This is a genomic window from Serratia sp. JSRIV002 (assembly GCF_019968725.1).
GTDB lineage: Bacteria > Pseudomonadota > Gammaproteobacteria > Enterobacterales > Enterobacteriaceae > Chania > Chania fonticola_B.
This window is the reverse complement of sequence record NZ_CP074143.1, coordinates 5753430-5772943: the sequence shown is the minus strand read 5'-3', so window position 1 is coordinate 5772943 and position 19514 is coordinate 5753430. Positions and strand designations below refer to the sequence as shown.

The 19514-nt window shown below is 52.7% G+C and carries 16 protein-coding genes and 1 pseudogene; 6 read left to right on the top strand and 11 right to left on the bottom strand.

Annotated features, from left to right (window positions below):
• Nucleotides 1-35 precede the first annotated feature (35 nt).
• The 3 genes from KGP26_RS27055 to yhjD form a co-directional block, all read right to left on the bottom strand.
• Nucleotides 36-788, bottom strand: a complete 753-nt coding sequence (locus KGP26_RS27055; protein ID WP_223664792.1) for a CDP-diacylglycerol diphosphatase — start codon at nt 786-788, stop codon at nt 36-38.
• Nucleotides 789-880: 92 nt separating this feature from the next.
• Nucleotides 881-2203, bottom strand: a complete 1323-nt coding sequence (locus KGP26_RS27050) for an MFS transporter (RefSeq protein WP_021807376.1) — start codon at nt 2201-2203, stop codon at nt 881-883.
• 341 nt (nt 2204-2544) lie between these two features.
• Entirely contained in the window at nt 2545-3540 is a 996-nt protein-coding gene (gene yhjD, locus KGP26_RS27045; protein WP_223664791.1) for an inner membrane protein YhjD, read from the bottom strand.
• 321 nt (nt 3541-3861) lie between these two features.
• Here yhjD and KGP26_RS27040 point away from each other — a divergent pair, with 321 nt between their 5' ends.
• Nucleotides 3862-4728, top strand: a complete 867-nt coding sequence (locus KGP26_RS27040; RefSeq protein ID WP_071681458.1) for a crotonase/enoyl-CoA hydratase family protein — start codon at nt 3862-3864, stop codon at nt 4726-4728.
• Nucleotides 4729-4747: 19 nt separating this feature from the next.
• On the opposite strand, the gene pdeR is transcribed toward KGP26_RS27040, so the two are convergent.
• On the bottom strand, nt 4748-6739 hold the full coding sequence (pdeR, locus tag KGP26_RS27035; protein ID WP_223664790.1) for a cyclic di-GMP phosphodiesterase: 1992 nt from the start codon (nt 6737-6739) through the stop codon (nt 4748-4750).
• 411 nt (nt 6740-7150) lie between these two features.
• On the opposite strand from pdeR, the gene spy reads away from it, so the two are divergent.
• Nucleotides 7151-7654 carry an ATP-independent periplasmic protein-refolding chaperone Spy gene (gene spy, locus KGP26_RS27030; RefSeq protein ID WP_223664789.1) on the top strand — a complete coding sequence of 168 codons (504 nt, stop codon included), beginning with the start codon at nt 7151-7153 and terminating at the stop codon, nt 7652-7654.
• A gap of 285 nt (nt 7655-7939) precedes the next feature.
• On the opposite strand, the gene KGP26_RS27025 is transcribed toward spy, so the two are convergent.
• Both KGP26_RS27025 and KGP26_RS27020 read right to left on the bottom strand, forming a co-directional pair.
• Nucleotides 7940-9298 carry a Fic family protein gene (locus KGP26_RS27025; protein ID WP_021807379.1) on the bottom strand — a complete coding sequence of 453 codons (1359 nt, stop codon included), beginning with the start codon at nt 9296-9298 and terminating at the stop codon, nt 7940-7942.
• Between the two features lie 180 nt (nt 9299-9478).
• Complete coding sequence (locus tag KGP26_RS27020) at nt 9479-10699, bottom strand: Tm-1-like ATP-binding domain-containing protein (protein WP_094982430.1); 1221 nt, start codon at nt 10697-10699, stop codon at nt 9479-9481.
• Between the two features lie 385 nt (nt 10700-11084).
• Here KGP26_RS27020 and KGP26_RS27015 point away from each other — a divergent pair, with 385 nt between their 5' ends.
• Nucleotides 11085-11621, top strand: coding sequence for a TetR/AcrR family transcriptional regulator (locus KGP26_RS27015; protein ID WP_223499731.1), 537 nt, complete (start codon nt 11085-11087; stop codon nt 11619-11621).
• A gap of 397 nt (nt 11622-12018) precedes the next feature.
• Nucleotides 12019-12870 (top strand): helix-turn-helix domain-containing protein, encoded by an 852-nt coding sequence (locus KGP26_RS27010; RefSeq protein ID WP_021807381.1) that lies wholly within the window; start codon nt 12019-12021, stop codon nt 12868-12870.
• Here KGP26_RS27010 and KGP26_RS27005 read toward each other — a convergent pair.
• From KGP26_RS27005 to KGP26_RS26995, 3 genes are read right to left on the bottom strand one after another with little or no spacing between them, the layout of a single operon-like run.
• Nucleotides 12860-14647, bottom strand: a complete 1788-nt coding sequence (locus KGP26_RS27005; RefSeq protein WP_021807382.1) for an ATP-binding protein — start codon at nt 14645-14647, stop codon at nt 12860-12862. The two genes, KGP26_RS27010 and KGP26_RS27005, sit on opposite strands and share 11 nt — an antisense overlap.
• A complete protein-coding gene (locus KGP26_RS27000; RefSeq protein WP_024527650.1) occupies nt 14644-15138 on the bottom strand; it encodes a molybdopterin-dependent oxidoreductase in 495 nt (164 codons plus the stop codon). Before KGP26_RS27000 ends, KGP26_RS27005 begins: the two co-directional genes overlap by 4 nt.
• A gap of 22 nt (nt 15139-15160) precedes the next feature.
• Nucleotides 15161-16195 (bottom strand): glycosyltransferase family 9 protein, encoded by a 1035-nt coding sequence (locus KGP26_RS26995; RefSeq protein ID WP_218520160.1) that lies wholly within the window; start codon nt 16193-16195, stop codon nt 15161-15163.
• A 237-nt stretch (nt 16196-16432) separates the two neighbouring features.
• On the opposite strand from KGP26_RS26995, the gene KGP26_RS26990 reads away from it, so the two are divergent.
• Entirely contained in the window at nt 16433-16975 is a 543-nt protein-coding gene (locus KGP26_RS26990; RefSeq protein WP_223498602.1) for a hypothetical protein, read from the top strand.
• A 285-nt stretch (nt 16976-17260) separates the two neighbouring features.
• On the opposite strand, the pseudogene KGP26_RS26985 reads toward KGP26_RS26990, so the two are convergent.
• Nucleotides 17261-18390: pseudogene (locus KGP26_RS26985) on the bottom strand (RNA-guided endonuclease InsQ/TnpB family protein).
• A 186-nt stretch (nt 18391-18576) separates the two neighbouring features.
• Between KGP26_RS26985 and KGP26_RS26980 the strand changes: the two are divergent.
• A complete protein-coding gene (locus KGP26_RS26980) occupies nt 18577-18864 on the top strand; it encodes a hypothetical protein (RefSeq protein ID WP_218520162.1) in 288 nt (95 codons plus the stop codon).
• 169 nt (nt 18865-19033) lie between these two features.
• Here the strand turns inward: KGP26_RS26980 and KGP26_RS26975 are convergent, their stop codons facing one another.
• A complete protein-coding gene (locus KGP26_RS26975; protein ID WP_147281014.1) occupies nt 19034-19345 on the bottom strand; it encodes a hypothetical protein in 312 nt (103 codons plus the stop codon).
• Nucleotides 19346-19514 lie beyond the last annotated feature (169 nt).

The window sequence follows — 19514 nt, the reverse complement described above, 5'->3', positions numbered from 1 at the left end:
TCCCTCTCCCTTTGGGAGAGGGTTGGGGTGAGGGGTTAATGCAGTACCTGGCAGCTGTGATCCTGGCTCTCTTCGGCGGAGGCCAGATTCAGCTGCCATAGGTTACGTTTCACAGCCAACAGCAGGAAATCCCCTCCCGGTAAGGCCGTCATCGCCATGCCGTAGCTCCCCATGCTTTCACGTGCGCCCTCAACGCCCTGAGCCAGCAAACGGAATGCCCCAAGCTGCTTGAGTTCAGCAGCGCTGGCGCGGCGAGCCAAATAATCATGCCCCAGCAATCCACCGGGTAGCGGCTGCCAGCTTTCGCTGAAATCCCCTTGCAGCTGCGCCAGCCGGTTTTTTACCGCCGGTTGCAGGCAGAAGATATGAATATGCAGCTGATTTTGCGTACGGCCATATTCGGAGTTGATCGCCAGAGAGATGGCGGCATCGTCGATCGGTTTACCGAGTTTATCCGCCATAAAATGCCGGGCCTGCCAGGCTAAGGTGAATAAGTTGGCAGTGTCGGGCTCTAAGACCAGTGGGCTTTCTATGCCGGTGATTTTGGCCGTTGGCATCAACAGGTATTGCAAAGACCCATTGCGGTCTTTCAGCACGACGAACCCGGCCTGCTCATCTACCTGTGCGCAGGGGGCCGGATTATGGTTTTGTTGCTGATTCGGCAGGCATTGTTGGCTGACGATATGCCACAGCGCATCCGGGTGGGCCGGTTTCAGCCAGAAATAGGTGGCAATGGCGATAATAATCAGCAACGTAACAGACAAACAGAGCCAACGGCGCAATGACATGGGCGGGTTTCCTCAGCAAATGGAGGGATAGCATAGCCGGGATTTGTGACAACAGACAAACAGGCCCCCATAGGCAGGGGGCCGGGAGAGGATTACAGAGACGTGTGGCGGGTTTCTTTCATCAGCAGCAGCGCGATCAGCGTCAGGCTGGCCATGGCCGCCAGGTACATGCCAACGTAGAACAGCCCGTAGTTGTTAGCCAACCAGGTCGCAATATAAGGCGCTACCGAAGCCCCCAGGATCGAGGCCACGTTATACGAGAACGAGGCTCCGGTGTAGCGCACTTCGGTTGGGAACAGTTCAGGCAGCAGTGCGCCCATCGGGCCAAAGGTCAGGCCCATAATGCTCAGCCCCAGCAGCAGGAAAGCCATCACCAACAGCTGATTGCCGGAACCCAGCATGCTCGGGAACAGGAAGGCAAAGCCGATCATCAACAGGGTGATGACAATCATGGTCTTGCGGCGGCCAAAGGCATCGGCCAGCAAACCGGCGATCGGCACCATCACGCCAAAACCAATCACCGCTACCATCAGCATCCACAGGAAGCTGTTACGTGAATATCCCAGCCCCAGCGGCTCTGCGGCCGTGCCGTAGGTCATGGAGTAAACGGTCATCAGGTAGAACAGCGTATAGGTAGCCAGCATGATGAAGGTACCCAGGATGGTAGCCTTTTTGTGTTTGCTCAACAGCGTCCCGAGCGGGACCTTCACCTGTTTGCCCGCTTTGGCCACCTTGGCAAAAACCGGAGTCTCGTGCAGCGAAATACGCACATACAGGCCCACCAGCACCAGCGCGGCAGAGAGGATAAACGGTACGCGCCAGCCCCAGGTCATGAACTGTTCGTCAGTCAGCAACCAAGAGAGCAGCAGGAAGGTGCCGTTGGCGAAGAAAAAGCCGATCGGTGCACCCAACTGCGGGAAAGAGCCGTACAGCGCACGTTTGTTGGCAGGCGCATTCTCGGTGGCCAGCAACGCGGCACCGCCCCATTCGCCACCCAGACCCAGGCCTTGGCCAAAGCGTGCCAGCGCCAGCAGGATCGGTGCAAAGATGCCAATGGTTGCATAGCTTGGCAGCAGGCCGATCAGCACGGTGGAAATCCCCATGGTCAGCAGTGAAGCCACCAAGGTGACCTTCCGCCCGACGCGGTCGCCGAAGTGGCCGAACAGAGCAGAGCCGATGGGCCTTGCCACAAAGGCGATGGCGAAGGTGGCCAGCGATTGTAGCGTTGCAGCAGCCGGGTCACCCTGTGGGAAGAAGATATGCGGGAATACGATCACCGCAGCGGTGGCATAAATATAGAAATCAAAGAACTCGATGGCGGTACCGACCAGAGAGGCGACGATGACTTTTCCCCGGGAGTTAACCGGTGTGGACGCGGCATCGGCGTCCAAGGGGGTTGCGATGGTGGCTTGCATAGTTATTTCTTATATTTTGACTAGGGAAAAATTCATCTTAGTCATAGCAAAATGGCTTTTCAACGGGGAGATTTTGTACTATCTGGCAAATAAACTGTTAAAAAGACTAATGTTTTAACGAGTTGACGTTCTATGGTTGTTAACGTGGTGAAGTGAGCTATACGCAGAGAGAATGACTGGAAAAGGTGCAAAGAAAAGTTATAGGGTAGTTTGTTATGCTGGTTTTTGCCGATCGGTTAGTCTGGTTTTAGAGTTATTGACTGCTTTTTGGGTTGATTGTCGAAATAAAAAACCAGTCGCAACCTTGCGACTGGCATGAATACCATGCTGATGGTGGATATTCACTTGCCCTGCGGCAGGGTTTTGTCCTCTTTATACTGTGCCGTGGCGATCCAGGCGGCGCAAAACAGCGTCAGGCGGGCAAAAAAGTAGAAGAACGCCATCAGCCCGATCACCGAGCCAAAGGCGGCACCGGAAGGTGATTTGGCGACCTGCGGCAGCGTCATGGTCATCACAAACTTGATGGCTTCAAAGCCAATTGCGGCGATCAGGGTGCCGCGCAGCAGCGCTTTTTTCTTCGGCTTATGGCGTGGCAGCATCCAGAAGATCCACAGAAACAGCAGGTAGTTGGCAAAAATGGAGATCGACAGCGCGATCAGCGTCATCGCCGGCCGCAGCCATTCAATGCCATCCAGTCCCAACGCATGCACGATGGCCGCCTGGGCAGAACCCGCAATCGAGGTTAAAGACAGAGTGACGATCAGCGCCACCACCAAGCCAGTTAATGAAATAAAATCGCGGGTGTAGCGAAAATAGATTTTCTCCTGATCCTGCAGATTACGTTCCCAGACGTCACGGGACTGGGCGCGGATCGCCTCACGCAGGTTACCCATCCAACTGATGCCGGAGTACAGCGCCAGCGCCAGACCGGTCAGGCCGACGGTGGTACGTTGCTGGATGGCGGTATTCACCGTGTTCTTCAAGGTACTGGCCAGCGTGGGATCGCTGATGCTGTTGACGATCTTGTTGATCAGTTCGGCCAGCAAATCCGGATTAGATGCCAGCACAAAGCCCACGGCGGCAAACGACACCATCAGGATCGGGATCAGTGAGAGAAACGAGAAGTAGGTAATGGCGGCGCCAAACTGGCTGCCGAGACGGTCGTTGAAGCGTTCGGTGGCTCGCAGCAGGTGAGCGATGGTGGGCCAGGCTTTAACGCGCTCTATCAGGCGAGCGAACCCCGAAAGGCCTTTATCCAGTTTTTGATTGCCGGTTTTGATGGCGATCGTCGGTTTCTCAATGGCCTCAGGCTGCTCTGGAGCGGCTTTATTCTGCATTACGTCACGGTATCCTTCAGGTAAATCAATGGGCATGTGCTTGATTATAGCCAAATATGCCCTCGATTTGGTCGCTAATGGACGAGATTGGGTTAATTCTGATGATGGCCTCTACCGACAGCTGCGAGCAAGAACGTTCGATTTTGTCCTATTCACCACACGTCTGTTTTTCTGCCGGATCCCTGCAATTTTATCTATCTCAGCGCCAGGAAGGCTTTTACTCATCTTATGGCGCGCGCTTTTTTATCCGGCATGCGCCTACTGCAGCCGTAGGGGCTGGAACGGTTATTTCCTGAATCAATAGATAAAATGGAAGGTCTTATGAAATTATTCAATCATCCCACCTGTCGTCCATTTACCGAAGCGGGCAACCTGTCGCAACTTTCCGCTTATTACGAGGAAGATCGCCACATCATGTGGATGTTACTGCGTGCAGAGCCGCGTCCTTGCTTCAATCAGGCGCTGATAGAAGACATCATGACGCTGGCGCAGGCGGCGAAAGAGTCGACGTTGCAGTTCGACTTCTGGGTCACCGGCTCGCTGGTGCAAAACATGTTTAACGTCGGCGGGGATCTGAGCTTTTTTGCCGAAGCGATCAAAAACCGCAAGCGTGAGGCGATGATGGCATATGCCCGGGCCTGTATCGACTGTGTGCATGCGGCAGCACGAGGTTTTGATACCGGGGCCATCAGCATTGCCATGGTGGAGGGCAGCGCGCTAGGGGGCGGTTTTGAGGCGGCATTGGCGCACCATTTTGTTTTGGCGCAGAACAACGCACGGATGGGGTTCCCAGAAATCGCCTTCAATCTGTTTCCCGGTATGGGCGGTTATTCACTGGTAGCCCGCAAGGCAGGTATGCGCCTAGCGGAAGAACTGATCTGGAGCGGTGAGTCTCACACTGCCGAATGGTTCGAAAACTATGGGCTGGTGGATAAGCTGTTTCAACCAGGTGATGCCTATATGGCGACTCGTACTTTCATCGACACCATCAGGCCCAAGCTGAACGGTATGCGTGCCATGTTACGCGCGCGTCAGCGGGTATTACAGTTAACCCGCTCCGAGCTGATGGACATTACCGAGGATTGGGTGCACGCGGCCTTTACCATCGAGGAGAAGGATCGCCTGTACATTGAACGGTTGGTGATGTTGCAGGATCGGCACACGCTTAATCAGCGTCACGCTGGCTAAGCGTTAATTCCCGCCCGCATCACTCTGGTGATTGCGGGCTATAGGTTTTCAGCCACTGCTCCAACTGTTCGGGCAGCATCGGCCGGGCGAAAAGAAATCCCTGTTTTTCATCGACCCCAACGCAGTCCAGGAAGCGATTTTCACTGTCCGTCTCGACCCCTTCGGCAATCACCTTGAACTGTAGCGCTTCGGCGACCGCGACGATGGCGCGTATCAATGACTGTGATACCGGGGCCAGATTGACGCCGCGAACAAAGCTTTGATCCAGCTTGATAGCGTCCAGCGGGATACGTGCCAACTGGGCCAGAGAGGAGTAACCGGTGCCAAAATCATCCAGGTGTACCTGGGCGCCCAAGGCCCGTAGCCGGGCGATCACCTCACGAGCCCGATTCTCATCTTCTATCAGGCTGCTCTCGGTCAGCTCAAAGTCCAGAGTGCAGGGAGAAAGCTGGTTTTCTCGCAGTACCTCAACCAGATTGTCTACCACGCTGTCATCCACCAACTGCCTGGCGGAAAGGTTAACCGCAATGCGTAAATTCAGCCCCTGCTGCTGCCAAATGGCAGCCTGTTTAGCGGCGGTTTGCAGCACCCAGCGGCCAAGTGGGGCAATCAGCCCGGACTCTTCGGCATAGGAGATAAACTGCAGCGGTGGGATCAGCCCGCGCTCCGGTGAATCCCAGCGGACCAGCGCCTCTACGCTGTTCACGGCTCCGTTGAGCGTTGTGACCTTGGGTTGGTAATACACCACCAGTTGCTCCTGTTCCAGCCCCTTACGCAGGTTGGTATCCAGCCACATGTATTCGGCAACGCGGCGGTTCATGTCCGGCGAGAAGACGATAAAGGTGCGTTTGCCGTGCTCCTTGGCGACGTACATGGCGGTATCGGCGCTGCGGATCAGGCTGTCCAGATCGTGGCCATGTTGCGGGCAGAGGGCAATGCCAATCGAACAGCCGGTGTAGACCTCGATCAGGCCGATGCGGAAGGGCATTTGCAAGCGATCGATAATGCGCTGAGCCAGCTCTTGCAGCATGATCCGGTCGGCCTGGGTGACCAGCACCAGAAATTCATCGCCCCCCAGACGGGCAAGTTTTTCTCCATGATCCAGGCAACTGAGAATGGCGTGGGACACCTCGATCAGCAAGCGATCGCCAAACATATGGCCATAGGCGTCGTTCACTTTTTTGAAGTTATCCAGATCGAGATAGACCAGCCCTACGTGGCTTTCACCGCGTTCGCTTATCGCCCGGTTGATATCATCCTGAATGGCGTTGCGGTTTGGCAGGCCGGTGATGGTATCGGTATTGGCCAATAGCCGCAGGCGTTCCTGGGCACGGCGTTCTTCGGTGATATCCGTGCCGGAACAGATCAGGAACACCTCTTTTTTGCCGCTGCCGCTGTGGACAAACTTGTTGCGGAACAGGAATAACCGCTCGCCTTTGACCGTTTTGATCCAGCGCTCCACCTCATAGGAGGCCCCGTTGTGAAAGAAGTTGGCAATATTGCGCCGGGATGCTGCGGCCTCTTCGGGGCTCATAAACATCTTGAAGACGTTTTTGCCAATCACGTCCTGCTCCTGCAGGCCGGTATACTCTTCGCTCAGGCGGTTAAAGCGCTGGACGCGGCCGTGTTGGTCAACGATGACAATGACGGAATTAGCCTCTGACACCACCTGTTCGGCAAACGATAGGCCGTGCACCAAATCACGTGCCACGGCTTCGGTATCGGTATAGGCAGAGGCGGTGCCAGCCCACTCAAATTTATTGATCCGGCGGCCGACCAAATGCAGGTGGATGGGCTGGCCGCTGAGTTGGATGGTCAGATCCAGGCTGGCGGTGACCCCGCTCAGACGGCGGATTTTCGCCGCCTGCATTTCGTCGAGGGCCACGGCAAGGTGTGTTTTGCCTTTGATTGCCGTCAACTGCAGGGCATTGCTGTCAAACGCCAGATGCCAGTAAGGGCTGCTGGTGCCAAAATGGGTGTTAAGGAGTATCGGGCCTTGGTCTGCGAACATGTTCATTCCTCAAAATGGGACAGCCGGACCCTACGCTGCAGCCTGAAAGACGATGGGGATCGCGTGAACGACGTCTGTATAGAGTGTAAAAGAGAACCGCGCAGTGTGCGAAAATCAGTTTTTGGCTTCGTTGAGCCAGAGTTGTGGCTAGGGATGCTAAATTAATCCCAAGCTGGAGGTGGACAAAAGCCACACTAATAATTACGCTTGGGTCATGTAATCTTCCAAATAACAGACGCCTTCTCCATAATTTATTCATAATTGACGAATATTGCCATTTTTGATTTTAAAAAATTTACACTCCCTCGCATTACTATATATTCATGCGCATACTATTATTTCCGACGACGAGATAGTGAGCCTGTTAACGTACAGCGCTCCTGATGAAGAATAACTTTTAAGGAAATAATTATGCGTAAACTGACTGCTTTATTTGTCGCTTCAACCTTAGCCCTGGGTTCTGCTTCTACCGCCTTTGCTGCCGATGCAACTACCGCCCCGGCAACCGCATCGGCCACACCTGCCGCCCCGGTAAAAATGATGCACTATAAAGAGGCGAAAAGAGACAATCTCTTTGCTGGTTTGAACTTGACCAAAGATCAACGCCAGCAGATGCGCGATATTATGAAAGAGTCGCATCAAAAACGCGGCCCGGGTGCTAAAGACGAGCGCCAGGCACTGCACAGCATGATCGCTTCGGAAAGCTTCGACGAAGCCAAGGCAAAAGCCCAGATCGATGCAATCGGCAAAGCGCAATCCGAGCACATGCTGGAACGTGCCAAAGCGGAAAACAAAATGTATAACCTGCTAACGCCAGAGCAGAAAAAACAATACAATGAGAATTATCAGAAACGCGAGCAGAAGATGATGGAGCATATGAAGAAAATGCGCGATCATGTCCCTGCTGCTGAATAATTAACATTGCTGTCAAAATAAAAATGCCGGGTTATTTGCCCGGCTTTTTTTATTAATGACAACGTCCTGACCGTGAAGCTAAAATTTAACCTAATAAGGTTAGTGTAAAAAATAGACTGGCCGCCATGTTCAAAGATCTCTCTCCCCAGTAATACCAGTTTGAAATCATCACTCTTAATGAATTTTCCCCCGAAGACCATCTGGAATGAAAAATTGAGGATGGTGTATGTGCTGCCACGCCTACAGCCTATTTCCCGCGGATCTCGCATGGGTTGAACGGGGCGACTAGGCCGGTTTCCCGTCTTTAATCCACTGTTCCGTCATACGCATCGAAAGGCGATACCGGGCGCAGTTGTGCGTGTTCAGTACCCGGAGTTCATCCTGCAGGAGAGCCCTGAACTGCTCCTTATCTTCTGTGGCAATAGTGATGGCTAGCAGGGCGGATTCGATACTCTCCCTGTCGGTGACGATATAGCGGATGGCTGTATTTAAGTCCTCCCGGTGGCGCAGTCTGAACGGGTCAGGAACACCCATTGCCTGGAGTGTCACGGCGTAGCGTTTTATTGAGCGACGGTACAGATGCTCAAACAACTCCACTGCTAGAGCCACATTACGCTTTTCATAGACCCCCATCATGGCGTATGCATAATTCGTGGCATCAGCGTCAAGGAAGGACAAAGGGGCACTATTATACAGCATCAGCGGAATGTTGGCCGCGAGCCTGCTGGTTCTTTTGTTACCGTCCTCAAAGGGTTGCAGGTAGGCAAGATTGACCCACAGAAAAAATGCGGACTCTACCGGATTTATGATTTGCCGGGCCTTCTCAATAATTTTGTCAAACATCTCCTGCAGCAGGAAAGGTGTCTGCAGCGGAGTGTAAGTTGTTCCGCTGATATTCACTATCTTCTTCCTGATGGCCCCGAGACCTTCCGGTTCAGAAAGCAAGTCGTGCATCAATAGAGCATGAAGGTTGCTGATGACAGGGCCAGTCAGTCCGGATTCGGGGACGGCATCGACCATAAACTCAATCGCCTGCTTATGGTTCAACAGCATCACTGCATCCATATCCCCGGCTTCTGTCCCGCTTTTAAAGAGTTCCTCGGTTGCCAGCAAGGAATACCGGTTGCCTTCCAATTGCGATGAGGACCAGGATAAATCAATCAGCAACTGCTCCAGCACTTTTCGGGCATAGGTCCCTGCAGGTTGCTGCCCGGCCATCTTCCCTTCTTCCATTAGTGCCCTGGCAAGAGACTCTGACAGCAGAAAGGTCTGGTTCGGGATGTAGTCCTCCACAAAGCTTCGGTCATAACCAGTAATCTCCCTGCTAGTCAGTGGGGAGTGTAGGTAGTTGAGAAGAGCTTGCGCCTCCGTGGTGTGAGGTGCGATGCCACTGTCTGTTGTGACCGAAGAAGTGGGTTGTACCAACTCTGTCTGTTGCCCAGAGAGGGTGTAACGGGTTCCTCGTCCGGTGCCGTATCGGATGATTCTGTCTTCCCTGAGCAGGACCTCAATATGACGCTTGATGGTGGAGCGACCGACCTGAAGCTGCTTCGCCAGTTCCCCAGAACTGACGGGAGTTTTCGCGGCAGCGATGGCGGTTAGGATGGCCTGCTGCAGGTTGGGTAGGGTAACTGAGGATGTCATCGATGTTTGTTTCCTGCGGGCCAGTAAAAACACGGACCGAAAAATATGATATTTACGGCCCGTTTTGCCATTTATGGCCCACTGTATCAGGTTTTATGGCCCAATTTAAGTTTTACCGGCCCATTAAAGGGTTTGCGGCCCATAGTAGGGCCATCGACACGATTTTAATTTCTGACAGGATTATTTAGCCGAAGCAGCAATGGCATTAAATTGTTCGATAATAACCGCGGCGAACAGGGGATCGTTGATATGGTATGGTACCTTGAGCAACCGGCGTTTTGCGGTCTGTACCAGCGTCCGTTCCAGCGAGTGAACAAAAGCGCTCAGCGCTTGTGGATCCCAGAAGGGTTGCCCTGGCGCATCCAAGGTTGAAAAGCCACCCAGCGGTACGACAAAGCATACTTCCCCGGCGCAGGCGTTCAGCTTGTCACCAATCCAGCGTCCTAACTGGGTATTCTCCTGCGCCGTGGTGCGCATCAGCGTTACCTGGCTGTTGTGGCAATAAAATTGACGATTGGCGTAGCGGGCCGGAATGGTTTTCGGGTGACCGAAGTTGATCATATCCAGCCCTCCGCATGACATCACACCAGGGATCTCGGTGCGGGCAATGGCCCCAAAGCGATCTTCGTTGCAGGCCAACACGCCATCAAACAGATAGTCGCACACCTCGGTGGTGGTCAGATCCAATACGGCGTTGAGCAAGCGGCTGTCGATCAGCTTCTCCATTGCCTGGCCACCACTGCCGGTAGCGTGAAACACCAGGCAATCCCAGTCGTGCTCAATGGCGCTGGTCACGGCCTTGATACAAGGCGTAGTGACGCCAAACATGGTCAGGCCGGTGGCAGGTTTGCTGTCGGCATCATCATCGATATGAAAGCGGATGGCGCCGGCTATCTGGTTGGCGGCATTGCTCAATACCTTGCGTGAAATGCGATTTAGCCCGGCGATATCGGTGACGGAATACAGCATGGCAATATCGCTGGAGCCGACATAGCCAGCGACATCACCCGCCGCCATACTCGACACCATCAGCTTTGGCAGGCCGATGGGCAACTGTTGCATGGCGGGCGTGATGATCGCGGTGCCACCAGACCCGCCCAAACCGAGCAGTGCAGCAACATCACGACGTGAGAGCATGAAGCGCTCAAAAGCGATAGCCATGGCCGCAATCGCCTGCCCGCGATTAGCACAAAAAACGGCTTGTTCACCTTCCGGATGGTAACCCGCGATCTCATGCGCAGAAACGTCCGCATGATACAGAGAAGGCTTACCGGAAGTGGAGAGATCGAGGGTGATGACGGGTAAATCGAGATTGGCGATCAGATGACGGACATATTCCAGTTCTTGTCCTTTAGTATCTGCTGTGGTAGCAATATAGACAAAACCCGGGGTGCTGCTCATCATCTGTTCCTGAAAAAGGTTCAGACAAAGGCCTGAACAAATTGATTTTAATGCTATTTTTTATAGTAGGTGGTGAGCCCTGGTGTCGGACAATAAGGTACTATCGTTTATTTGTTGGTCATAATGAGACTGCCGTATCATTTTTGCAAGCATTAATTTGTTTAAAGTGAGACTTGAGTCCCGTTTTTGGCTATCTTAGCTGTAATTTTTTACGTTGCCGATGGGCCAGGATCTGTCGGTGAGGCTGTCTATCGTATTGACTCCAAGGCTGGAAGATACGAGGAAGTTCGAGGAAAACGTGCCAATATCCGCATTTCCCGCTCCACGGGATGAATCTTTGACACATACTCGTGCCAAAACCCGCAGCTTGCTGCTGGCCTGTGCGATGGAGCTCTACGATGGTGGAGTCTTCCCTTCGATTACTGAGCTAGCGGCGCATGCGCAGGTCTCTCGTGCCACCGCTTATCGCTATTTTCCCACCCAAAGTGCCCTGATCTCCGCCGTTGTGGCGAAAAGCCTGGGGCCGATCCTTGAATGGCAACCGCAGGATAACGATGCGCTCAAGCGCATTCATCAACTGTTGGCGTTTGCCTACCCGCAGATGGAGCAGCATGAAGGCGCGCTACGTGCGGCGTTACAGCTATCGCTCCAGCAATGGGCTAACGCGACGCCGGGCGAAAAGTTTGTGCGTGGCAATCGCAAGCGGCTGTTGAAGCTGGCGGTTGAGCCCTTGCAGAACAAACTCCCTGCTGAAGCCTTGCAACGCGTGATCCACGCCTTTTCGCTGATTTATGGTTCCGAGGTGTTCCTGGTGCTGAAGGACATTTGGGGTTTAGAGCTCGATGATATTCAGGATGTAACCCAGTGGATGGCCAAAGCCATCATTCGTCAGGCTGAGGAAGATGCCAGAGTTGAGGGATAATCCGCGAACGAGTGACGGGCCGGGGAGTGCTCTCCGGCCTTTTCATTGGTTTTTTGGCAAATAAAAAACCGGAACCCTTGCGGGCCCCGGCTTAACGAGGGGTGAAGCAATTAACTCTGCGGTTAAACTTGCTCAGCTTGCAACTCCCTGTTGATACTTTAATCAGGTGTTGTGGCCGGCTTATAATTTCCCTGGTGTTGGTATGGTTATTACTAACTTATCGTTCTACTATCGTTTTTATAATACATCACTTCTGATACCATGTTTGACCATAAAAGATGGTATGTCAAGCAAGCTATTAGGCTAAGATTGTATAGTATGCGAGATTTCGATAACGTTTTTGTACGGATGGGTGTCAAAGCGACTGAAAAATCAGCGAGATATATCGAAGGATAACATGTTTAACAATCATCAAAAATTCGATTCGCAGTCGATTGCAGGCAAGGTCAGGGAACTCTTTTTGCAACATGGGATCGGCAAGCGACAACATGCCAAGGAACTCAGCCGCATTTTGGATCTGAGTTTTTCCCATGCTCACCGCAAGCTGAAAGGCCAGAGCCCATGGACGCTGGAGCAAATCAACAGCGTGGCACTGGCCTTGGGAGAAACGCCAGCCTCCATCGTCGACATTCTCCCCGAAAGCGAGTCTGTTGGGTCCACTGTGGCACAGGATGCCATCTTTTCTGTGGCCGGGGTGGCGTTACCTTGCGTGGCGCACATTAGCAGCGAACTAGTGGGCAGCAAGCAGGCCGAGTTTGTTGGCTTGCAGCAGGATGGGCAGTGGATCGTTTATCGAGCCGGCGAAGCCCCACAGGGCAAGTATTTTGCTGTCGAACTGATCGAGATCCGCCCCGGCCTTAGCGAGGACGATCGCCTGAGCATTGCAGTATTGGACGATGCACATCAGGCCGCTGATGAGCTAACCAAGTATCTCAATAGCCAAGGATTTAACGCGGTGGCTTTCTATGACGTCAGCAGTTTCTGCCAGGCGTTGGCCAAAAGCCCGTTTGATGGCTACGTGGTGGATTGGTTGATAGGCCATGAGACGGCGCAGACATGCATCGAAACCATTCGCACTTCCGATCATGCGGATGCGCCGATCCTGGTGCTGACCGGCCAGTTGGGCACCGATTTGCGTGAGTCAGAGATTGCCAGAGCAATGCGTGATTATGACGTGCTCGGCCCGTATGAAAAGCCGGTGCGGCTCCATGTGATCGAAGCCGCACTGCAACGGTGCTTTAATCTGTAGCGACAAACAGCGACGTGAGTGAGGTGGATAGCGCCTCCATGCGTACCGGTTTCATCAGGTAATCGTCAAACATGGCGCGTTGCTCGCTAGGGAGCAGCTCCGGCGTATAGGCGCTGATACCGATAATCGGGATATTACGGTTCGGGCCACGCTGGTCACGCAACTGTTGCGCCACTGCCACACCATCGATGCCGGGCATTTGCAGGTCGAGCAGCAAGGCATCGTAAGGCCGCCGCAACAGCTTTTGCAGCGCACGTTCCGACGAGTCACACAGCTCATATTGATAGCCCAACTTATCCAGCAGGGCGATAAAGGCCATGCCTGCGGCAGGATTGTCGTCCACCACCAGGATTTGCTGCTCTTTTTTCAACAGCGTCGCTGCCGGACGTGGGCTTTGCTCCGGCAACTGTTCTTCACTGATCTCAACGGGGATGCTGACGATAAAGGTGCTGCCTTCTCCCACTTCGCTGTACACCGTGATCGTGCCATCGAGCAATTCGACCAGGCCGTGGACGATCGCCAATCCCATGCCAACCCCGCTGTATTGGCGAGTATTTGACTGATCGAGCTGGGTAAAGGGCTCGAAAATCTGCGGTAGCAGGGCATTGTCGATACCGATGCCGGTATCCGTGACTTCAATGATTAACGAGCTTCCCGCCGGTTGGCTACGCAGGCAGCTGTGCAGCGTGATGGTGCCGCTTTCGGTATATTTAAAGGCGTTGGTCAGCAGGTTAACCACGATTTGCCGAAGCCGCTGAGGGTCTGAATAGACCTGCGCATGGGTAAACTCCACTTCACGTACCAGTTTGACCCCAGGTTTATGGGTCAGCATGGCGATTTCATCCGTCGTTTCGTCGATCACCTGCTGGGCATTAAAGGGAACAATGCGCAGCTCCATCATGCCGCTGTCCAGGCGTGCATAATCGGTGAGATCCTTCATCTGGCTTTCTATCTGCTCGGCGGCGGTTTCCAGCCGGTGGAAGGTATCCTTGTGCTCATGGGATACGCGGGTATTGGTCAGCACATCAATGGCGGACATAATGCTTTGCAGCGAGGTGCGCAGTTCATGGCCGATGGCCCCGAGGAAGGCGTTTTTGGTGCGGATAGCCTTTTGCTCTGCGCGAATGGCCTTCGACTGCTGGCTGATGGTTTGGCGCTGCTGGCGGATGACGATCAGCGTGATGGCAATCAGCGCGATCACCGAGAACATAATGATCACCAGGCCATAAAAGATGATGTGCCTTTTCTCGATAAAATCTTCGTAAGCGCCGGTGCGCTGCTTCACTTCAGCGTGGTCCGCCAGGTTGGCCATCATAATCGCGGAGGGTTTGATCTGTTGCATGGCTTGCGAAATCAGCCCCAGATCTACCTGAGGGCTGTTGACCAACTGATCCAACTGGGTAATTTCATTGCGCATCCGTTCAACGAGCTCGGGATATCCAGGCTCGTGATACAGCGGCAGGGTCGATTCTGACGGGCGGGCGAGCACCGAATAGCGAGAATAGAGAATATCGAACCTTAGCCTCAGGTTATCGATATCCACCTGATTGGTACTTTTTTGCTGTTCCACCAGGGTTTCAAATTCCGCCAGCTTGATGGCGAACTTGGCGATCGACCAAGAGTAGTTTTCCTGCGTACCGGCAACGGCATACAGCCCTTTTTTGGACAAGGTGGCACTGTAGTAATACAGCGTCACCGTCGAGGCGAGCAGGAATAAGGCGGCAAAAATGGCCGGAATGGCCAACCTGCCGCTGTCTTTGAAGCGGACTAACTTCATTTAATTACTATCCTGTTGATCTGCCAGATAAAGCGCGAGTTATACAGCGGAGAGTTGAGCTCCGCGCCCCCGGCATCGCGGGGATAGATCAGAAACAGCGGCCCGAAATCGCGCACCTTTAACATTTCCCCGCCCATTTTATAGGCCAGGATCATATTGTATTTAGCCACGTCCGAGATGGGCACATCAATATAATAATCGTTCAGCGCGTAGAGCGTCATCATGGTGCCTTCGGCCCCCACTTTAGCCAAAATATCTGCCAGCAATACGCCATCGAATTTTACTCTTGGCGTCCACGACGTGGTGGTCGTGATGCTGTGGACCGGCATGGCAAACAGCTCTTTATCGGTAAAGACATAGGTTTTGTTCTCGGCGTCGGTGGTGTTTTTAATCTTGCCGCCAACTTCCAGGGTAAAGCTGAGTGCGCTGGTTTGGGTAATGACCAAAGCCAGCAGGGCAAATGCGGTATTTCTTATTGCGGTCAACAGCATCGGTAGTTCTCCAGACCGGGGATCAGGCCCACGGCAATTCGTTTAGCATCAGGGTAGTAAAGGCTAGTTCGACCTGCTCCAGGTCATGCTTTCTGGCGCTGGCCTGCACGTTGTTCAGCTCGGGGATGGCAAAATAGACAGGCTGACATAAAGGATAGTCTCGCACCCGCAATTCGGGAGCGATTGAGGTAAAGAAGGCGGTGGTTGGCACATCGTAACCAGCGGCAATATGCACCGCAGCGGTATCCGATGTCAGAACATAGCGGGCATGCTTCACCCAGGCCAGGAAATCCGCGGTCGTGGTGGAAAGCGGTTGAATATCCACATAATGCGGATGATCTACCGCGCCAAATCCTAGCACTGGGCAGGCAAATTTCTCCCACAGGGCATTCACCAGTGGCACATGGGCACTGGCCGGAATGCTGCGTAACGGCGTACTGGCGGTGGGGCAAAACAGCACGTAGGGCTTGTTCTGCCAGCGTTCAGGTAATGGCGGCAGACATAGTTTTTGCATCCAGCGGTTGGCTTTCGCCGTAGCAGGAATAGCGGTAGGTTCAACGCCCAGCGCCTGCAGAAAAAAATCGATCATCGGCAACGTGGTGAAGGCTGGCCAGAACAGTTGATTACCGGCATCGATACACAGTTCTTGTTCTGGAATATGCTCTGCCTTCCACGGCAGCCAACGGAGATCCGCCACCACGCCTGCCGCCAGATGATAAAGCTGATCGACATAGTGGGGCGCGCGCCCTGGCCGATAAATAATAGTGTGCAAGTTGGGATTAAACTCGCGCAGAGCCTCAAGTGCAGTCAGGCCAATAATGGAATCGCCCAGCGTTACGCCCATGCCATTAATGATGTGCACGACAGATTCGTTGCAATAATCCACGTTGAAAGGGGCCGCAGCGGCATTGCGGATACCGCGGTAGCCAGCCAGGCTAAAATAATCACCGGAAAAACTCTCCTGTTGTTCAAGATCCCATGAGGCGACCATGACGCCGTCTGCCGTCAGCAAACTTCCCCGGTGATATAACACTTCATCCTTTGTTAACACTTCCATTATTTGTCCTGTCTACGAAGGCGTGGCTAAGGCTAGGAGGAATAGGCAAAAGAATGGCAGAAAACGCCGCGCTTTGCAGGTGAGAATAAGCGAAATAGCATTAAAAAGATTGGAGTTTACGCCTTACCTGAATAGCCGCAGGAAGGCAGCCCCAATAGATAAGATGTCATCCGTGTTATTTTCCGCTAGATTGAGGTGATTTTGTGGTCAATGGATAATGATAAGCAGGATAATGAGATGAAAAATAGCGTAATGGCCTTGGTTTTGGTGATGATGGCTGCCACTGCCGTTCAGGCTGAAGAGACCGCCGTGGTGAAAGACAGCGTGAAAAGCGTGGTCTCTGGCGTCATTGCCTCAGGTAAAGATGCTCTCAGCGGTCTGAAAGATGGCGTGGATGATGGCCGTCAGTCAGGTAGCAGCATTGATGGGGCCATCATTGTGACCGACAAAGACAATCTGGTTAAAAATGTCACCGCATCGGTTTCCGCCATTGAGAAAGTCGCGCTCCAAGAATATAAAGTGACCCTTTCCCTACGTAATAAAACCGACAAAATCGTACGTCTTAGCAATCTGAATGAAAGTAAATCATTGATGCTGTTAGACAAGGAGGGGTTTGTTTCACCACTGAAAACCGCATTGGTGCCTGGGGATGCGAATATTACCATCCCGGAAAATGCGGCAGTCCGAGTGCGGTATGTTTTTGCTGACGTTGAAGACACGCCTGCCATGCTGCGCCTTTATGGATTGGATATTCCGGTCCCCGCAGTCGTAAATCAGTAAGCTAAACCATCTGGTGTCCGTGATCGATTGATTCTGGATCGCGGCCTGGCCTGGTAACCGCCCACCAACGTTGACCTATTACCGCCCGTCTGAAAACGACCGGGGTGGCAATTTGTCGTGCCTCCGTTTTTTGACGGGCAAAAAATGAGCCTTGAATCAGCCAGTATTTGGCCTTGATGGTGGGCGCGCTGGCATTGTTTGATAGAGCGGTAAAGTAAACCAGGGGCCAGATATTGGCTGCTCCAAGCCCTAAAGGACGAGGATTCCCACTTCAACGAGCCGAACCTAAGCCGCGTGCTGCGATTCAGGATTTACAGGCTCTCCGTGGGCTAACACTGCCAGCCCGGCAGCTTTGATATTTCGGGCCGCGTTGATATCCCGATCATGGTCTTCCCCGCATTCAGGGCAGTGCCAATTACGAATATCAAGAGGCATTTTTTCCATGGTGAAGCCGCAACTGCTACAGCGTTTTGAGGTTGGGAAAAACGGGTCGATAGCGACAACGCTACGCCCCGCCCATGCGCCTTTGTACTGTAGCTGGCGAACAAGTTCGCTCCAGCCAGCATCTGCTATCGCTCTAGACAGCTTTGGATTGCGGAGCATGTTTTTACCTTAAGGGATTCGACGCAAACAACTTGGTTTTCGTTAATCAGTTTGCGGGACAACTTGTGCAGGTTATCCATCCGGCAATCGGCGATTTTCGCGTGGAGTCGGGCGACCTTTAAGCGCGCTTTGGTTCGGTTTTTCGAACCTCTGGCTTTTTTGCTTAATCTGCGCTGTAGCAACGCAAGGCGTACAGCGTATTTAGCTGTATGGCGGGGATTGCTGGTTTTGAGTCCAGAGTCGGTGACGAACAAATCTTTTAAGCCAACATCAATGCCAACTGTTTTGGCACTAAGCGGCAGTGATACAGGTTCAAACTCACAAAGGCAGGAGACGAAGTACCTACCGGTAGCATCTCTGGAAAGGGTGACGGTAGACGGCACGGATGGCAACGGGCGTGACCAGCGGACATCAAGAGGCGTTTTGCTTTTAGCCATGTACAACTTGCCTTCACGGTCTTTAAACGCGCTGGTTGTCAATTCTGCCGTCTGCTTGTGGCGTTTGCTCTTGAAAGCCGGATATGCAGCCCGTCCAGCAAAGAAGTGAGTAAATGCCGCTTGTTGGTGCCGCAAAGACTGCTGGAGGGGGACGCAGGAGACGTCATTCAGCCAGGTGAACTCAGGCTCTTTTTTGAGAGCAGTAAGGCGCGCATTGGCCTGTATGTAGCCGATTTTTTCCTGTCGTTCGTAGTACGCATCAGTGCGCCAGTGAAGGATTGAATTATAGACGAAACGCACGCAGCCGAACGTCTGAGCTAAAAGCGCAGACTGTTCCGGTGTTGGGTAAAACCGATACTTATATGCACGTTTCATGGATCCACATACTAGAGAGGAAAATGTGATTATGCCAAACCACGTTAGTCTGAAAACAGCCTCCTTTCCTCCCCGGCCTGAAGGTCGAGGTTTCTCGGAAGCATCCTGAGGAATGACCCGCGCTCCGGGGTTATCAAATCCAACCGGATCGTATTCCCCGACGGTATCAAGGCCGGTTATCTATGGGTGGAACAAGGGAAAATAAGCGGTTTCGCCAGCCACTTTTCCGGTTGCTGCATCGACCATAGTCATCGGATCATCATGCCCGGCTTTGTCGATATTCATGTGCACGGCTGGGGGCGGGGTTCGTTCGGCTGCAAGGGCAATAAGGAGTCGCTGAAGTGGATGAACCACGATTTGGTCAAGGCCGGTGTCACTTCTTACCTGCCCACTTCCGGCATGGGTATACAGATTATTGTGCTCCAATTGGCAGACATAAAACCGCCGTCATATTGGATTTTGTCACCAGTCTGAGGCCGCTTGAGCGGCCTGGGTTCGCTGCAGACTCTCGCCAGTTTCACTGTCTCCCTCCATCAGGGATATACCGACGCTTTTGGCGCATTTATAGTGACGACCCCTTAAAGCTGTTTATCAGGCCTGACGATGTGCTCGTGACACAGCTAACATACCCCTTTTCTTGGGGTCAATCATCGATATTCCGGCAATAGAAAGAAGGCAAAAAATATCGGCCTAAAATATAGCCATTAGGATATTGGGGTTGGATGAAAAAACCACTGCGTATCCCTTTTTGATACCAAATATCAGGTAGGAAGGTATCCACTTTTGCGTCAAAAAGTGTACTCTGAGAAAGGTTTACTATATCTTCTACGTAGATCTTATAAAAAGATCCACTTTGAATGTAATTAAACGAAATATCCCTGCTTATAATTCCAACGCTCTTTCCGTTCTCATACAATTTACCTTGCAGGAAAATCATGCCATTACCTTTCTGCATAAGATATCTTAATCTAAGGGAGAGTATTTTGTCATTCTTGTGTATGTTTATAGTTGCATAACAGGATATTCTATTGTGCTGAGTGTATAAATATCTTCTCAATTCTAATACAGATAGTGAACTGATGGCAAAAATAGCCATGATAATTAAGGGGGTTTTCAGTTTTCTT

What these genes read in the sequence shown, in the direction of transcription:
- KGP26_RS27000 (WP_024527650.1), bottom strand. Translation starts at nt 15,138, where the DNA reads ATGCTGTTGACCGCAATAAGAAATACCGCATTTGCCCTGCTGGCTTTG.
- KGP26_RS27040 (WP_071681458.1), top strand. Translation starts at nt 3,862, where the DNA reads ATGAAATTATTCAATCATCCCACCTGTCGTCCATTTACCGAAGCGGGC.
- KGP26_RS27010 (WP_021807381.1), top strand. Translation starts at nt 12,019, where the DNA reads ATGTTTAACAATCATCAAAAATTCGATTCGCAGTCGATTGCAGGCAAG.
- KGP26_RS27005 (WP_021807382.1), bottom strand. Translation starts at nt 14,647, where the DNA reads ATGAAGTTAGTCCGCTTCAAAGACAGCGGCAGGTTGGCCATTCCGGCC.
- KGP26_RS27055 (WP_223664792.1), bottom strand. Translation starts at nt 788, where the DNA reads ATGTCATTGCGCCGTTGGCTCTGTTTGTCTGTTACGTTGCTGATTATT.
- KGP26_RS27025 (WP_021807379.1), bottom strand. Translation starts at nt 9,298, where the DNA reads ATGACATCCTCAGTTACCCTACCCAACCTGCAGCAGGCCATCCTAACC.
- spy (WP_223664789.1), top strand. Translation starts at nt 7,151, where the DNA reads ATGCGTAAACTGACTGCTTTATTTGTCGCTTCAACCTTAGCCCTGGGT.
- KGP26_RS26975 (WP_147281014.1), bottom strand. Translation starts at nt 19,345, where the DNA reads ATGCAGAAAGGTAATGGCATGATTTTCCTGCAAGGTAAATTGTATGAG.
- yhjD (WP_223664791.1), bottom strand. Translation starts at nt 3,540, where the DNA reads ATGCAGAATAAAGCCGCTCCAGAGCAGCCTGAGGCCATTGAGAAACCG.
- KGP26_RS27015 (WP_223499731.1), top strand. Translation starts at nt 11,085, where the DNA reads ATGGAGCTCTACGATGGTGGAGTCTTCCCTTCGATTACTGAGCTAGCG.
- KGP26_RS26995 (WP_218520160.1), bottom strand. Translation starts at nt 16,195, where the DNA reads ATGGAAGTGTTAACAAAGGATGAAGTGTTATATCACCGGGGAAGTTTG.
- KGP26_RS27020 (WP_094982430.1), bottom strand. Translation starts at nt 10,699, where the DNA reads ATGAGCAGCACCCCGGGTTTTGTCTATATTGCTACCACAGCAGATACT.
- KGP26_RS27050 (WP_021807376.1), bottom strand. Translation starts at nt 2,203, where the DNA reads ATGCAAGCCACCATCGCAACCCCCTTGGACGCCGATGCCGCGTCCACA.
- pdeR (WP_223664790.1), bottom strand. Translation starts at nt 6,739, where the DNA reads ATGTTCGCAGACCAAGGCCCGATACTCCTTAACACCCATTTTGGCACC.
- KGP26_RS26990 (WP_223498602.1), top strand. Translation starts at nt 16,433, where the DNA reads ATGAAAAATAGCGTAATGGCCTTGGTTTTGGTGATGATGGCTGCCACT.